The sequence below is a fragment of the Amycolatopsis balhimycina FH 1894 genome, from assembly GCF_000384295.1.
In the GTDB taxonomy this organism is placed as follows: domain Bacteria; phylum Actinomycetota; class Actinomycetes; order Mycobacteriales; family Pseudonocardiaceae; genus Amycolatopsis; species Amycolatopsis balhimycina.
Window position 1 is genome coordinate 2,541,581 of sequence record NZ_KB913037.1, and the last position, 14,946, is coordinate 2,556,526.

General features: G+C 68.5%; 11 protein-coding genes and 3 pseudogenes. 9 read left to right on the forward strand and 5 right to left on the reverse strand.

What is annotated here, in order from left to right; all coding sequences use genetic code 11:
- Positions 1 to 349 precede the first annotated feature (349 nt).
- The 4 genes from A3CE_RS0110660 to A3CE_RS0110675 all read left to right on the forward strand — a co-directional run bounded on the left by A3CE_RS0110660 (position 350) and on the right by A3CE_RS0110675 (position 9,771).
- Positions 350 to 6,712 (forward strand): HEAT repeat domain-containing protein, encoded by a 6,363-nt coding sequence (locus A3CE_RS0110660; RefSeq protein WP_084641483.1) that lies wholly within the window; start codon positions 350 to 352, stop codon positions 6,710 to 6,712.
- A 357-nt stretch (positions 6,713 to 7,069) separates the two neighbouring features.
- Positions 7,070 to 7,486 carry a helix-turn-helix domain-containing protein gene (locus A3CE_RS0110665; RefSeq protein ID WP_020640071.1) on the forward strand — a complete coding sequence of 139 codons (417 nt, stop codon included), beginning with the start codon at positions 7,070 to 7,072 and terminating at the stop codon, positions 7,484 to 7,486.
- A gap of 69 nt (positions 7,487 to 7,555) precedes the next feature.
- Positions 7,556 to 8,962: a DDE-type integrase/transposase/recombinase gene (locus A3CE_RS0110670; RefSeq protein WP_020640072.1), complete on the forward strand. Its 1,407-nt coding sequence runs from the start codon at positions 7,556 to 7,558 to the stop codon at positions 8,960 to 8,962.
- Positions 8,959 to 9,771, forward strand: coding sequence for an ExeA family protein (locus tag A3CE_RS0110675; RefSeq protein WP_020640073.1), 813 nt, complete (start codon positions 8,959 to 8,961; stop codon positions 9,769 to 9,771). Before A3CE_RS0110670 ends, A3CE_RS0110675 begins: the two co-directional genes overlap by 4 nt.
- Positions 9,772 to 9,877: 106 nt before the next feature.
- Here A3CE_RS0110675 and A3CE_RS0110680 read toward each other — a convergent pair whose 3' ends face one another.
- Together A3CE_RS0110680 and A3CE_RS0110685 are read right to left on the reverse strand one after the other, a co-directional pair.
- Positions 9,878 to 10,387 carry a CHAT domain-containing protein gene (locus tag A3CE_RS0110680; protein ID WP_084641486.1) on the reverse strand — a complete coding sequence of 170 codons (510 nt, stop codon included), beginning with the start codon at positions 10,385 to 10,387 and terminating at the stop codon, positions 9,878 to 9,880.
- Positions 10,345 to 10,596 (reverse strand): hypothetical protein, encoded by a 252-nt coding sequence (locus tag A3CE_RS0110685; RefSeq protein ID WP_020640075.1) that lies wholly within the window; start codon positions 10,594 to 10,596, stop codon positions 10,345 to 10,347. The genes A3CE_RS0110680 and A3CE_RS0110685 overlap by 43 nt, the downstream gene beginning before the upstream one ends.
- 77 nt (positions 10,597 to 10,673) lie before the next feature.
- On the opposite strand from A3CE_RS0110685, the gene A3CE_RS56400 reads away from it, so the two are divergent.
- Both A3CE_RS56400 and A3CE_RS56405 read left to right on the forward strand, forming a co-directional pair.
- Complete coding sequence (locus tag A3CE_RS56400) at positions 10,674 to 10,889, forward strand: hypothetical protein (protein ID WP_125591988.1); 216 nt, start codon at positions 10,674 to 10,676, stop codon at positions 10,887 to 10,889.
- Between the two features lie 231 nt (positions 10,890 to 11,120).
- Positions 11,121 to 11,708: a hypothetical protein gene (locus A3CE_RS56405; protein ID WP_125591986.1), complete on the forward strand. Its 588-nt coding sequence runs from the start codon at positions 11,121 to 11,123 to the stop codon at positions 11,706 to 11,708.
- Here A3CE_RS56405 and A3CE_RS60055 read toward each other — a convergent pair.
- Positions 11,674 to 11,808: pseudogene (locus tag A3CE_RS60055) on the reverse strand (phage tail termination protein); the annotation flags it as partial. The gene A3CE_RS56405 and the pseudogene A3CE_RS60055 overlap by 35 nt on opposite strands.
- A gap of 37 nt (positions 11,809 to 11,845) precedes the next feature.
- Here A3CE_RS60055 and A3CE_RS55025 point away from each other — a divergent pair.
- Positions 11,846 to 12,400 (forward strand): annotated as a pseudogene (locus A3CE_RS55025) (transposase); the annotation flags it as partial.
- A 253-nt stretch (positions 12,401 to 12,653) separates the two neighbouring features.
- On the opposite strand, the pseudogene A3CE_RS59560 reads toward A3CE_RS55025, so the two are convergent.
- Positions 12,654 to 12,710, reverse strand: a pseudogene (locus A3CE_RS59560) (hypothetical protein); the annotation flags it as partial.
- Positions 12,711 to 12,777: 67 nt separating this feature from the next.
- On the reverse strand, positions 12,778 to 12,993 hold the full coding sequence (locus tag A3CE_RS0110705; protein WP_020640079.1) for a hypothetical protein: 216 nt from the start codon (positions 12,991 to 12,993) through the stop codon (positions 12,778 to 12,780).
- Between the two features lie 319 nt (positions 12,994 to 13,312).
- Here A3CE_RS0110705 and A3CE_RS50810 point away from each other — a divergent pair, with 319 nt between their 5' ends.
- Together A3CE_RS50810 and A3CE_RS0110715 are read left to right on the forward strand one after the other, a co-directional pair.
- On the forward strand, positions 13,313 to 13,963 hold the full coding sequence (locus A3CE_RS50810; RefSeq protein ID WP_245589484.1) for a hypothetical protein: 651 nt from the start codon (positions 13,313 to 13,315) through the stop codon (positions 13,961 to 13,963).
- A 98-nt stretch (positions 13,964 to 14,061) separates the two neighbouring features.
- Positions 14,062 to 14,946, forward strand: coding sequence for a DUF4231 domain-containing protein (locus tag A3CE_RS0110715; protein ID WP_020640081.1), 885 nt, complete (start codon positions 14,062 to 14,064; stop codon positions 14,944 to 14,946).

Consider the following 14,946-nt stretch of genomic DNA (forward strand, 5'->3'; position numbering starts at 1 on the left):
ACCGAACGAGGTCAGCTGTTCGTCGACGTGCAGCTGCCGCTCGTCCATCCACACGCCGATCGACGCACGGTCGAGGTCACCCGCGAGCCGGCGGACGAGTCCCCGTCTCGGCTGCTCAGGACCGGAAGATCGTTATGGTCCCCATTTCCGTCCGCCGACGGGCTTACCGGGCTTTATCGGCGTGCTCCGCCGCTTGGTTACGCCCAAGCGGACCGGTTACCTTTATGGGGTGCTGTAACACACCCGTGCCGGCGACCGACTACGACAAGCGCCCGGACCCTCGCACCCGCGTCACCCGGCGCCTTGAAGGAGCGATGAGAAAACCACCGCACGGTTGCGCCGAGCCCGCATGAGTGCTGCGCGAGTCTACGTGTCTTCGACCTACCAGGACCTCAAGGACTGCCGCCACGCGATCCGGCTTGCCCTGCAGCGGATGGGCTTGGACGACATCGCCATGGAGACCTATACCGCGGGCGAAGAGCGGCCACTGGACCGGTGCCTCGATGACGTCTGTTCGGCCGACGTCTACGTCGGGGTACTGGCCTGGCGTTACGGGTTCGTGCCGGCCGGCCAGAACGCTTCAATCACCGAGCTCGAATACCGCGCTGCGGGTGACGCCGGCGTGCCGCGGCTGATGTTCGTGCTGGAAGTCGACGCGCCTTGGCCGCGCTCGGCCATGGACAAGGACTCCGACCGGATCGATGCCTTTCGCGACCACGTCCTCGACGCGCACCTGTGCGACCCCTTCACCTCCGCGGACGACCTGCGGGCCAAGGTCGCCGAGGCGGTGGGCCGGCAACTGCAGGAGCAGCACGGAATCACGGTGGGAGTGGACGCCGCATGGGAGGCGTACTGCACGCGCCTGGTTCAGGAGTACCGCCGTCTCGATCTCGAAGCGCTCACCCCGCCCGACCGCGACGAGCACCTGCAGATCGCGCTCAGGGACGTCTTCGTCGAACCGGACGTCCGGGAAGACATGCCGGACACCGAGCTGCCGAAGGAACTGGCGCGCAAGCTCGCCGAGGCCGCGGACCCGGCCAGCTCCGAGCTGCCCCGGGGGCTGGACCGCCACCTCGTGGAACAGGCCCGCGATTCGTACCGGCGCCGGCCTGCACGGAGCGCCTTCGATGGGCTCACCTCGCCGCTGGCACGGACCTGCGTGCTGCTCGGCGACCCGGGCGCGGGCAAGTCGACGCTGGCCCGCTACCTGGCGCTGGCACTGGCCGAACAGCGCACCGGACCGGCGCTCGCCGTGCTCGAAGGGTGGCGGCCGATCCTGATCGAGCTGCGCGACTACGCGCTGAAATGCGACGACTATGAGACTTTCGGAAGCTACCTCGGCTACCGCAAGCGCACCGACGGGCTGGGGATCGACCAGGCGACGGCCGAGACCTACCTCCGCGACGACGGGCGGGCGCTGGTCGTCTTCGACGGCTTGGACGAGATCTTCGAACCGCGGTTGCGCGAGACGGTGTCCCGGCGCATCGCCGGATTCGCGGCCCAGTTCCCGCTCACCCGGGTGGTCGTCACGTCCCGGGTCGTCGGCTACCGCCCGCGGGTCTTCCGCGGCGCCGGGTTCGTGCAGTACACCGTGCAGGACCTCGACACCGGCAAGATCGACGCGTTCCTGCGCAGCTGGTACGAACTGGCCCTGCACGACCGGCCGGCCGCGAGCGAGCTGCGCCGGGACCGGCTCACCCGGGCGATCAACGATTCCTCGCCCATCCGGGAGCTGGCAGGCAACCCCCTCCTGCTGACCATCCTCGCGATCATCGGCAAGCACCAGGAGCTGCCCCGCGAGCGCTGGAAGGTCTACGACCACGCGGCCGGGGTGCTCGTGCAGCACTGGGACGTCAACAAGCACCTGGTCGACGAGAACATCGACGCGGACGTCATCCGCGAGGACGACAAGAAGGAATTGCTGCGCAAGCTCGCCATCCGGATGCAGGAGGGAAGCCACGGCTTCGCCGGCAACAGCCTGCTGGAGGCCGACCTGCTCGAGGACATCCAGACCTACCTGATCGACCGCTTCCGCTACGAGCCGGCGAAGGCCGCCGCGATCAGCACGGCAATGGTGAAGCAGCTGCGGGAACGCAACTTCATCTTCGCCCGGTACGGTTCACGGGTCTACGGTTTCGTTCACCGCGCCCTGCTGGAGTTCTTCAGCGCGGGCGACGTCGTCAACCGGTTCGAAAAAGCCCGCACCCTGACCGAGGACGATCTGATCGAGCAGGTCATCCTGCCCCGCAGCGAAGACCCGGCGTGGGCCGAAGTGCTCCGGCTGATCGTCGGGATGGTCGACCCGACGGTGGCGACCCGGCTCGTCGGCCGCCTGCTCACCAGCACCGGCACCCATCGCTCCTCGGCACTGGACCGGCGGCCGCTCGCCACGGTGGCGCTGGCCGCGCAGTGCATCGCCGAAATTCGCAACGTCAACGCCGCGAGCAGCGCGGCCGAAGACACCCTGAGCGCGATCATCGAACTGCTCGAGTCACCCACCCGGTCGTTCGGAGACGACAACCGTGAGGCGCACCTCGAAAAGACCGTCCTCCCCGCGCTGAGTTCCGTCTCCGGCTGGCCCGGGAACGCCGCGTTCCGCGACTGGTTCGTCCGGCGCGGCCGGTACGCCACCAATTCCCCGGCCACGAAGCTCGGCGCGCGGTTCCTGGCCGCGCTGTTCCCGGCCGACGATCAAGTGCACGAACTGCTGCGCGAGACCGCTCGAAGCGGCATCCCGCAACAGCGGGAGGCCGCACTCCTGGGCATCGCCCAGTCCCGGAAAGACGACCCGGCGACTCTGGCGCTCATGGTGGAGGGCCTATCCGACGAGGAACCGTTCGTCCGCCGCACCAGCCTCGACATTCTGGTCACCAACTGGCCGGACGACCAGCGCGTACACGACCTGATGCACCACGCGACGAAGGACCCCGACCCGCAGGTGCGCAGCCGCGCGGTCGAGGCGCTGGCCCAACACGCGAGCAAGGTGGCGGGTGCCTGGTCCGCGGTGGTCACGGCCCTGCAGGGCGACGCCGCCCAGACGGTGCGCAGTGCTGCCGCGACTGCGCTGGCGTCCGGCTCCACGGGCCCGGCGGACACGATGATGCTCCTGCTCCGCGCCTGCTCCGACCCGGCGTGGCAGGTGCGGCGGTCCGCGCTGCGCCTGGTGGTTGCCCGCTTCGCCACGGATCGTACGGTGTTCGATCGGGTGCTCGCCGCGACGCGGGACAGCGACGAGGACGTCCGGCAGACCGCGGTCGAACTGCTCGCCGGTCGCTGGCCGGAAGCTCCCGAGTCCTTCGCGACCGCCTGCGGGGCGATCCTTGACGGCGACCCGACGGTGCGGCTCGCCGCGGTGCGGGTGTTGGCGCACCGGTGGCGCGACGAGCCGGCGGTCGTCGAGGCGTTGAAGCATGCCGAAAAAGATCACGACGGCGACGTCCGCGTCGCCGCTTTGACGGCGTGGACCGATCCGATCAGGCATGCGGCGGAGTACGTCGCCATCCTGGAATCGCTCGTCGCCGGCGATCCGGTCGCCGATGCCCGGCGCGCCGCGCTCGAGGATCTCGTCGCCAACTCCGCCGAGTACCGCGGGCCTGCCCTGGACCGCGGAATCGCCGACCCGGCCCCGGACGTCCGGTTGGCCGCGCTGCAAAGTCTTTCGGGAGTGACACCGGAGCTGTCCGGCTTCCGGCCGGCCGTCCGGCGCCTGTGCGAGGACGCTGCCGAGGACGTCCGTCAGCAGGCGGTCGAAGTCGCGGCACGGTTCTGGGGCGACCAGACGGAAACGGTGCGGGTCCTGCACCGGGTTGTGCGCAGCCCCTCCTGGTCGTTGCGCAGAACAGCCCTGGAGTCGCTGGCCGCGCGCCGGCCGGAGGACCCCGAGACAGCGCAAGCTCTCCACCGAGGCCGCCGCGACCAGGTGAATGCGGTGCGCTACGCGGCAACGACCATACTGGCGAGTTTCGCCCCCGACGTGGAACAACTCACCGCCGTCATCGACAGTGCCATCACCGACCCTCACACCCGGCTGCGGCGATGGGCGGGTTCTCTGGCCTCTTCCGTGACCGCAGGTGCAGACGGGCTCACCGCCTGGGCCGCCGGAGCCGTCGAAAGCTCGCCTGCTCGCCGGGCTGCCCTGCACGCCACGGTGCGGGCCGGGTTGGACGAAGGCGCCATCGCCGCGGTCCGCACCGCGGCCGCGGATTCCGATCCGGACGTCCGGTTCGCCGCCGCCGAAACCGTGGGCGCCCGGCGCGAGGCCTTCCCCGACGCCCTCGAGCTGGTCACCGGATTCTCACGCGACGAAGATGCGGAGATCCGCTCACACGGCCTAGCGGTCCTACTGGCAGCCTGGCCGGACCGCGACGAGGCCAGGAACGCACGAGACCGCGGGCTCACCGATCCATCGGCCGACATCCGGCGGCTCGCGCTGGAGTCGTTGATCGTCAACGAGCCCGGCGAGACGACCACCCGCCGTGCCGTTACCGCGGCCATGACCGACGCCGACTCGAGCGTCCGGAGGCTCGCGGTGGACACCGTGTGCGTCCGGTGGTGCGACGATCCGGAAACCTTTGCTGGGCTGTGCGCGGCGCGGCACCACGCAAATCAGAACGTCCGCAAGTCGGCCGCCGCCGCGCTGCAGGGGACCTACCCCGGTGACGAGCCCGCCTTCGTCGCGTTGGCGGACAGCGCTCGCGATCCGGAACCGGCCCTCCGTATCCAAATCCTGCGCTACCTCGTAACCAGGCGACCGCACGACAGCCGGGTCCGGGAGCTGATAGAGATCGCCCGCTGTGACGCCGATGCGGAAGTGGCCGTGGCGGCGTGGGAGCTCCAACGCGGCGCGGTGAACAGCGAAGCCTTCGACAGGACGTGCCAAGCCGCGGCGATACGCCATCTCGACGTCGTTCCGCGGCATCTGGCTGCGGAACGCCTCGCACGTCTGCCGTCGGTCACCGACGACGTCCAGGACCTGTTCCGCATCGCAATCCGCGACAACTATGAAGTCGTCCGGTCCGCGGTCCGGTTCGCGCTGATCACCGGCCTGGACGACCACCAGGTGAAGGCGATCCTCCGAAACGCCGGGACAAACCCGAACTTCCGATCGCGCATGATCAACCTCGAAGTCCACGCCTCCCGCTGGCCCGACTCGCCCGAATCGCGCGAGACGATCCAGCGTGCCCTGACCGATGTCCACTACGTCGTCCGCGAGGCAGCGCTGAACCTGCTCCTCGAAACCGAGCCGATCACTACGTCCACCCTCGACATCGCCGTCCGGGCACTCGGCGATCCCATCTGGTCCGTGCGGTCCGCCGCCATCCGGCTCGTCGCCTCGTGCTGGCTCAACGAACCGACGACTCTTCGCTGCTTGGCCTCAGCCGCACACGACTACGCTGCGACCGTTCAGCGAGCAGCGTTGGAAGTACTGACGATCTGTCAGCCCCGGCACCCTGTGACGACGGATGCCCTGGAAGAAGCCGCAACCGACGCTACGCCGCCCATACTGGACTTCGCCCGCCGCACACTCGAGCGGCTGCGTCCCGAACTCGCTTCGACCCGGACACCGGTCGACACCCGCCGTTTTTCCGCACTCGAACAGCTCAAAAATGCCGACTTGCGAATCCCTGACGCCCCGAGATCCCAGCACGTCGTTCTAGAGCTGGCCAGGTCGGCTGATTGGTGGAGCCGGCGGGAGGCACTGGAAGTGCTGGCGCGACGGTGGCCGAACTGGCCGGCGACCGGAGCAGCGTTAACGAAGGCGTTGGACGACGCCAACCCGCACGTGCGCGAAGCGGGGGTGGACCAACTGGCACGAATGCACCCGGGCTCGCCCGACACCGTTCGGATGCTCTGTGCGGCAGCACGGCGTCCGCTCTGTTCGGATCGGCAGAACGCCGTCGAAATGCTCGCCCTGTGGCGGACCCCGGAGACGCTGGAAGCTCTGCTCGAGGCGGCCCAGGACGACGACATCATCGTTCACAACCGAGCTGTTCAATCGCTGGTCAGCGGCTGGCCCCTGGGCGCTCACACGCGTGACGCTCTCGGCTGGGCAGTCTGTTCGTCATTCGAATGGCTGCACTACATGGCCTACGAACGCCTGAGCAACGCCGGAACCACCGGGATCCCCGATCGCGCGAACCTCCTCGCCGCACGAGGCGCCGCCGACTTGGTGATCTTGGCGTCATGGTGGGGCGAAGACGAGGAGGTGGCCGACGTTCTCGGCGAACAGTCACCGAAACCGCACATCGTCCGGGTGGCGGCGCTGACCACGGCCCTCACCCGAGCGGGCACAGTCCCGAAAACGAGATCCCTGCTTCTCTCGGCCGTGCACGACGAGTGCCCCGCCGTCCGAAGGCTCGCACTCGAAGGACTCGCCCGACTGGACGACCCAGCCTGGACGGCCGCCGCCATCACCGACCCGGACCCCTACCTTCGCTATGTCATGTGCTGCTTCCGCAGCATCACCGACCAGTCCCCCGCTTTCTCGGCCGAGCTCCTCGAAGCACTCTGCACCGAGGCCGACGACGGGGTCTACCACTGGTTGTTCGACGTCGCGGCGATCCGCGCCACTACCGGCTTGCTTCAGCCATCGGCGCTGGCGGAGGCGACGCGAACAGCGTCATGCGTGGGTCCGACCGCCCGGGAGTGGCTTGAGCGCTTGGTCCGGGTGACCGCTGAAGCCGCGTCGTGTGTTGGGCGGCACTCAGGGTGAGGACGTTGGGGTAATGCAGCGGCGTTGAGGGTGAGCACGCGTCCGTGTTCGGCGGGGTGGGGTTGCCGGTGATCGTGTTCGGCGGCACCGTGAGCAGGTCGGAGTAGGCCACGGCCCTCCCGCTGTCTCTTGCCGGAGTGTCGCGGGAGGGCCGTGAGGGTGGTGCGGAGGCACCGATTGATCACGGTAGAGGCGGACGCGGCTGCCGTCGAGCGGCGGCTCACGGCGGGTGGGCTGAGTTGCCCGGACTGCGCTTCGGCGGTGGTGGGCTGGGGACACGGCCGGGAACGGTCGGTGCGGGGACCAGCGGGGCTGATGCGGCTTCGCCCGCGTCGATGCCGGTGCGCTGGCTGCGGCGTGACGCACGTGTTGCTGCCGGTGGTGGCGTTGCTGCGGCGAGCGGATCTGGCCGCAGTGATCGGGGCAGCGTTGGCGGCGAAGGCCGCCGGTGCGGGTCATCGGCGGATCGCGCAGGCGCTGGAGCGGCCGGCGGAGACGGTGCGGGGTTGGCTGCGCCGGTTCGCCGGTCGGCTGGAGGCGGTGCGCGGCGTGTTCACGGTGTGGTTGCGAGCGCTGGACCCGGATCCGGTGATGCCCGATCCCGGTGGCGGTGCCTGGGCGGACGCGATGATCGCGATCAGCCTGGCGACCACGGCGGCGGCACGTCGGTTCGTGCTCATGGTGTCGCCCTGGGAGGTGGCCGTCGCGGTCTCGGGCGGACGGTTGCTGGCACCGGGCTGGCCGGGCGAGTGGATCAACACGAGTTCACCCTGACACGATCGTGACCACGCCGTGAGTCTTGCTCGGGTCCATTGTGGATACGAGTATGAGGAGGTTCGCGGCGTGAGCGCCGAGGACGAGCAGAAGACACGAGCCGAACGCGCCCGGGCGATCGGGTTGTTCCGCTACCAGCTGATCCGCGAGGCCGCGGATCAGCAGCATTCGACCAAGGAACGCGGCCGGATGATCCGCGCCATCGCCGAGACTGAGCACACCGATCCCTTCGGGCGTCGGGTCCGGGTCTCGCGCCAGACCCTGGACCGCTGGATCCGGGACTGGCGCGCCGGTGGGTTCGACGCGCTGGTGCCCAGCCCGCGCCAAGCCACCGCGCGGACGCCGGTGGAGGTGATGGAGCTGGCGGTGGCGCTGCGGCGGGAGAACCCGGACCGCACCGCGGCCGGGATCCGCCGGATCCTGCGCGCTCAGCTGGGCTGGTCCCCGGACGAACGGACCTTGCAACGGCACTTCACCCGGCTCGGCCTGACCCGCTCGGCGGCTGCGATGCCGTCGGTGTTCGGCCGGTTCGAGGCTGAGCGCCCGAACGAGCTCTGGACCGGGGACGCCCTGCACGGCCCTCATGTCGGCGGCCGCAAGACCTACCTGTTCGCCTTCATCGACGACCACTCCCGGGCGCTGGTCGGCTACCGGTTCGGCTATGCGGAGGACACCGTCCGCCTCGCCGCCGCGCTGCGCCCGGCGCTGGCCTCGCGCGGGGTTCCGGCCGGAATCTACGTCGACAACGGCTCGGCCTTCGTCGATGCCTGGTTGCTGCGCGCCTGCGCGAAACTTGGCATCAGGCTCACCCACTCTTCCCCGGGCCGCCCGCAAGGCCGCGGGAAGATCGAGAGAGTATTTCGCACGGTCCGGGACCAGTTCCTGGTCGAGATCACCGGCGAAGCAGATCAACCTGGCCGGCATCGGGTGAGCGATCTGCTCGAGCTGAACCGGTTGTTCGCGGCCTGGGTCGAGACCTCATATCACCACGCGGTGCATTCTGAGACCGGGCAGCCACCCTTGCACCGCTGGCAGACAGGAGGCCCGTTCCAGTTGCCGGCTCCGGCCGTGTTGACTGAGGCGTTCCTCTGGGAGGAACGCCGCACCGTCACCAAGACCGCCACCGTTTCCTTGCACAGCAACATCTATCAGGTCGACCCGATACTGGCGGGACGCAAGGTCGAGCTGGTCTTCGACCCGTTCGACCTCACCGCCGTCGAAGTCCGTCTCGACGGCATTCCCCGCGGAACCGCGGTCCCGCACCGCGTCGGGCGGCACGCTCATCCCAAGGCCCGCCCGGAAACCCCGCCGCCACCGCCGGTTTCGACCGGGATCAACTACGCCCGCCTGCTCGACGAGGCTCACCAGGGTGAACTCGCCCAGCGCGTCAACTACGCCGCGCTGGCCGGGCGCGGCGACAACGCCGAGATTCCGGGGCAGCTGGACCTGCTCACCGGTGAGGAGACCGCGCGATGATCGAGAAAATGCAGCACTTCTACGGCTTCACCAGCACCCCCTTCGGCCGCAACCTCGCCCCCGGGATGCTGCACCGCCACGCCGCCCACGGCGAAGCCGTCGCCCGCATCGGATGGTGCGTCGCCGAACGCCGCATCGGTGTGATCACCGGCGAAGTCGGCGCCGGCAAAACCGTCGCCGTCCGCGCCGCACTGTCCACCCTGGACAAGTCCCGTTACACGATCATCTACCTGCCCAACCCGACGGTCGGGGTCCGCGGCATCCACCACCAGGTCGTCGCCGCTCTCGGCGGGCAACCGCTGGTTCACCACGCCACCCTTGTCCCGCAGACCGCGGACGCGTTGGCCACCGAGCAAGCCGAACGAGGCCGCACACCTGTCCTCGTGATCGATGAGGCCCACCTGCTCGACCAGGCCCAGCTGGAGTCGATCCGGATGCTCACCAACCACGACATGGACTCCACCAGCCCGTTCGCCTGCCTGCTCGTCGGCCAGCCCACCCTGCGGCGACGGATGAAAATGGGAGCCCTCGCCGCGCTCGACCAGCGCATCGGCCTGCGCTACGCCATGCCACCCATGACCCCGGACGAAACCGGCAGCTACCTGCGCCACCACCTCGGCCTCGCCGGACGCAGCGACACCCTCTTCTCCGACGACGCCGCCGCGCTGATCCACCAAACCAGCCGTGGCTATCCCCGCGCGGTCAACAACCTCGCCCTCCAAGCCCTCGTCGCCGCGTTCGCCGACGACAAGACCATCGTCGACGAATCCTCCGCCCGCATCGCGGTCACCGAGGTCACGGCAGAGTGAGCACCACACCGACACCCTGAACACCACGACCCCGCCCGGCGCCAGCCAAGCGGGGTCGATTCATCCCTGAACATGCTCACCGCGAACGCCGCCGACATGCTCACCTTCAATGCCGGGCAACAGTCGTGAAAAGGAGACCGCCGGCCTGTGTCCTCGACGCCTCACGGCGCCAGTAATGCACCGGGATGACCCAGTCCGCGAGCGGCAACTCACCCTTCGGGCAAGGCCGCTCCGGCCGGCGGGCCATCCGGGCACGGCCGGCCAGAACCGCGCTGGTGACCGTGTCGCCGGCGAACAACCGCTCGTAGAACGCGGTCATGAACTCCGCCGCGGCCACGGCGTACACGCTGTAAGCCATGGTCACCAACGCCGACGCACCACCGGCCAAAAGCCGGGTCGCGACCGCCGCCTCCAGCTGTTTGCCGACCGCGCCGGACTGGCAGGCGTTGAGGACAACCACCGGCACCTTGGCATCGGCCAGCACCTGCCCGATCCGCTCCGCCGGCACCTGGTCGGCCCCACCCTCGGGCTTCTCGAACACCAGCACACCCTCACCCGCCGGCTGACCGAAGCTCAACAGCGCACCGGCCAGCACACCACGGCCGTCGAAGTGCACGACCTGGAACGGGTTCCCACCGCACGAGCCGCCTGCAACGTCTCGACCAGCGCCTCGAGCGTCGGCGGACGCAGCACCACCAGCTCGACCTGGCCACGCACCGCCTCCAGCCGCCCCAGCAGGGGACGGGCGATCATCTGGTAGCCGACATCATCGGCGCCACGCGGCCGGGAGATCACCCTCAACACCCGCAGCCGCGCGCCGCCCACGGCGAAGGCCTGCCCCCGCGGCGCGCTCGGCAGGCTACACGTGGGCGGTCAAGGCCGGACTGGCGGAGTTCAACCCGATGCTGCTGATCGACCGGGCGAACCTCGGCGTGGACATCCCGAAGGGCACGAAGTCCACCACCAGGTCGCTCACGCCGGCCGCAACCGGCGCGCTCCTCGCGGCCGCCGACCGTGCGACCGTGACCCGGCCGTCGACGTCGCCCTGCGCACCTCGGCGCTGGTCTGGTTCAGGGCAAGACGATCGTCGCGACACTATCCCCCGTGATCAACAATGAGGTGTCGCGGCGCTGGTGCGCAGCGCCAGGCGGAGCGCTGCGTCAGCCCGGAGACGAGAACGTCGAGACCGGTTTCCGGAACAGCGTGAAGTACAGCCTGCTGAGCCCCGTGCCGACCTGGAAGCTGGCTCGGGCTGACACCTCGCCGATCAGTTGGCACTCAGCCTCCTCGTGCGGTCAGGCATCGTTGAACGAGAGCGATAGACTGATCGCCCGATCAGAGGGGGTTAGGTGAGCGTTGCGTGGTGGGCATTAGGTGTATCTGCACTCTCGTTGATGGCAGCGACTGGTTCGCTCGTCTGGAATATTCATTCGTTTCGTCGAACTGGGCCGATAATCGAAATGAGAATGTCACACTCAAGAATGAGTCAAAGGGTAAAGGAAAAGCCTGAAAATGCCCCCGCCTGGGGATATCTCGGCACCTCTGCCGAAGGCGAGCATCTTGTTCGATCCATCCATCTTGTTGTCGAAATATTCAACAAAGGCAGATCGCCGATAGATCTGGTGGATGTATTGTTCAGCGTTCGTGGTCCTCGCCTGCATTATGGCCAATCGGCTCTCCAACCTCCCGAGGCGCCCGTCCGAATCGAACATGGGTCGATGCGGAGATATGAGATCGAATTTATCGAACTTCTCGACGGACTCGATCAGAATGAGCAAGGCACCGTGGAATTCTTTGTCGCAGAGGCGACGCTGGGAAACGGTGAGGCTGCGCTGTCGAACCCAATTCCGTTCAGCACTTGGGTAGAGCTTGTTGAGAAAGCCGAGGATGACTTCGAGCGCTTCACCTCCGCCAAGAAAGACGAAAGTACCCAATGACTTGTCGCACGTCGTCGGTCGTCGGGTATGGCACCTGTGTGGGCGGATTGTCGGTCCGTGCGGAGTCAACGAGCACTTCGGCGACTCGTGTCCTAGTACTGCAACGGCAGTTAGTGGTGTTGTGGTAGATCACCCTGGTGGTGGTCGATGTGGTGTTGGATCAGCTGGATCGGGTGCATGAGCGGATCGCGGGGTGGTTCGCGCGGTCGGAGCCGCGGGCTCGGGCGCGGGAGTATGTGTCTGGGCTGGTCGCGGGTCTGAAGCGGAAGAACGGCTGGACGCTGGCCGAGCAGGCCGGCGAGGTGTCGCCGGAAAGGATGCAGCGGTTGCTGCGCTGGGCGGACTGGGACATCGACGGTGTTCCTGAAGAAAGGCAGGATGTCGGCCGGGGCGCAGCGGCAGTACTCCGGGACTGCGGGCCGGATCGAGAACTGCCAGATAGGGACGTTCCTGGCCTATGCCGGTGCTCGCGGGCATGCGCTGATCGATCGGGAGCTCTATCTGCCGGAGCCGTGGATCGCCGACCAGGGTCGGTGCCGGCGGGCGGGGATCCCGGAGGGACGGAGTTCGAGACCAAGCCGCGTCAAGCCATGGCGATGCTGGCACGGGCGTTCGCCGCGAAGGTGCCGTTCGCCTGGCGAACTGGGGTCGCACACCACGACCGTCGATATACTCAGCATGGCTTCCAACGACCGCCGACGAAAACACCTTCGTGACCACCTCCAGCACGGACGGAGTGGTCGAACTGTAGCAGCAGCAGACAGGAGCGCCACTCCTACGTCTCGCCCGCAAACACCGCGGGGCAATCTGGGCGACCACGACGATCAAACTGCCTGACGGGACCACCGCGCCGGTGGTCCAGCTGCGTGACCGCGTTCCAGCGATATCCGGTTCCGCGTCGACGTGGGCCGGCACCAGGAGTCCAAGTTCGTCGTAGAGCCGCAGGGCCTTGGCCGACAGCCGTGACAGCCGCGAGAACTCGCCGATGCTGACCATGTTCATGGAGGGCTCCTCGTTCCGGGCGTGGCGCCCGGTCACGACCACTCTGCGGCTTCCCCGAAGGTGAAGGTCAACCTCGGCGGATTCGGCGAGCCGGGCACCGGCGGTCGTGATCGGAAATGCCGGCGGGCACGGCGAGACCAGCGGCCTGGCCGCCGCCGACCCCGCGGAACTGCTCGCCGGCCTCGGCGACAACGACCGGCGCGCCGACCTGCTCAACCTGCTGCGCGACCCAGCGGCCCTGCGCGCGGCGGAGCCACCGGACCCGCGATCGCGCCGGCTCCACCGAAACCGGCCTGTGCGGCCAAGCCCTGTCCACAATGCGGTGTCCCGCCGAGCCCGGACCACGATTTCCGCGCGGATGCGGGTCACTCAAGCTGCAGGAAGGGCACCAGCTGACCGTCACGTCCATGGCTGTAGGACATCAACGCGTCGAAGCTTAATGTCTTGCCTGCCCGCATGCGTCTCCCGCTTTCCCCGCGTCGACGGCAAGACAGTCACTCGGTTGCGAGAAGTCGTTACCGCCGGACGAGCTGCGGTACAGTCCGATGATGACCGGGCCGCACACTGCCGCCACCGTGCGCGAAATGGCGGAACTGCCGCGGGTGTTCGCCCGGCTGGGGCTTGCGACGAACGTCCCGGTGTTGGCACTGGTCGGCGGTGCGGCAGGGGTGACCGAGGGCATCGAGTCCGTTGTCGAGAACTTATTGGGCCACGTCGTGGTTCCCCTGCTCGAACGGCTGGGCGCGGCTGTGGTCTACGGCGGCACGGACTCCGGCGTGATGCGTGCCATGGGCACGACGTACGCTGCGGCAGGCGCCGGCTTTCCGTTGATCGGCGTTGCGCCGGCCGGGAAAGTCTGCCTCACGGCGGCCGCGGGCGCCTCGGTACCGCTCGAGCCGAACCACACCCACTTCTTCACCGTTCCTGGGCGTGAGTGGGGTGACGAGTCACCGTGGTTGTTCGCCGTCGCCGCCGCCATCGCCGACCGGGCTGCAACCCTGACACTGGTCCTCAACGGTGGCGATGTGACCGTCATCGACGTCGAGCACAGCCTGAGCCGGCGCATCCCGGTCCTGGTCGTGGCGGGCACAGGCCGCACCGCCGACCGCATTGCTGCGGATTCACCGGATTCCCGGGTGCGCGCGATCGCCGCGTCGCCGATCACGCACGTCGTCGACGCGGGGAACCACGCCTCCGTTCGCGAACGCTTGTCCACCCTGCTGCACGGTGCCGTCGGCCGGACCGGAGCATGATCCGGAATTGACCGGCTGGTTCCGGTAACGAACCGAGGTGCGGAACGACTGTAGTCCCTGTGCGGGCGCATCGGCCCGGGCGCGAGAGGATCTTTTCGATGGAGTTTCCGGAAGCCGCTCTCCCTGCGCTGTTTCACAGCGCGAACGATCTTTCCGTGAGCATGCAACGGCGATTTCTGCGCATTTCCGCGCTGCGGCTGATCTTCCTGGTTTCGGCCGCGGTCGCCGGTGCGCTGACGGTCAAGACCCGCAACGGATCCGATCTCGCGGGTTTCGCGACCGCTTTGGCGCTCGTCGGCGCGATCGTCCTGGAGGCCCGGCTGGTGCGGGAGAAGCCTGAGCGCGCCTGGTACGACGGGCGTGTCGTGGCCGAGGCCGCCAGAACGCTGGCCTGGCGGTTCGGCATGGGAGCGCACCCGTTCCCCCGGACCCTGACGACGAGGGAGGCCGAGCAGGCCTTCGTCGCCCAGCTCGCCGAAATGCTGAAGAGCGCGCCGCCGATGGTGCTGACGGCGCGTGTCGGACCCGTGCTCGACCCGTCGCTGCAGGCCTTGCGCGACGCGGAGCTACGGGACCGCCGCGACGTGTACCTCCGTGACCGGCTCGCCGACCAAGCCGCTTGGTACGCCGGGAAGTCGGCTGGGAACCGGAAAGCTGCCTCGCGCTGGCGGACTGCGCTCGTCCTCACGGAAGCCGCCGGCGTCACCGGCGCTCTTCTGCGCGCGGTCGGCGCGGTCGACCTCGACATCGCCGGAATAGTCGCGGCGGTGGCGGGCGCCGGTGTCGCCTGGCTGGCCGTGAAGAAGTACGAACAACTGGCGCAGTCGTACGCTTACGCGACGAACGAGCTCGCGATCGTCGAAGGCCGGATCAGCCTCGCGACCGAGGAGGGGACCTGGGCCACGACGGTCGCCGAGGCCGAGGAGACGATAAGCCGGGAGCACTTGGCCTGGCGGGCGTCCCGCACGACGATCACGAACTGA

Coding starts and splice junctions, on each gene's coding strand:
- A3CE_RS0110660 (WP_084641483.1), top strand. CDS start 350: ATGAGTGCTGCGCGAGTCTACGTGTCTTCGACCTACCAGGACCTCAAG.
- A3CE_RS0110675 (WP_020640073.1), top strand. CDS start 8,959: ATGATCGAGAAAATGCAGCACTTCTACGGCTTCACCAGCACCCCCTTC.
- A3CE_RS56400 (WP_125591988.1), top strand. CDS start 10,674: ATGCTGCTGATCGACCGGGCGAACCTCGGCGTGGACATCCCGAAGGGC.
- A3CE_RS0110715 (WP_020640081.1), top strand. CDS start 14,062: ATGGAGTTTCCGGAAGCCGCTCTCCCTGCGCTGTTTCACAGCGCGAAC.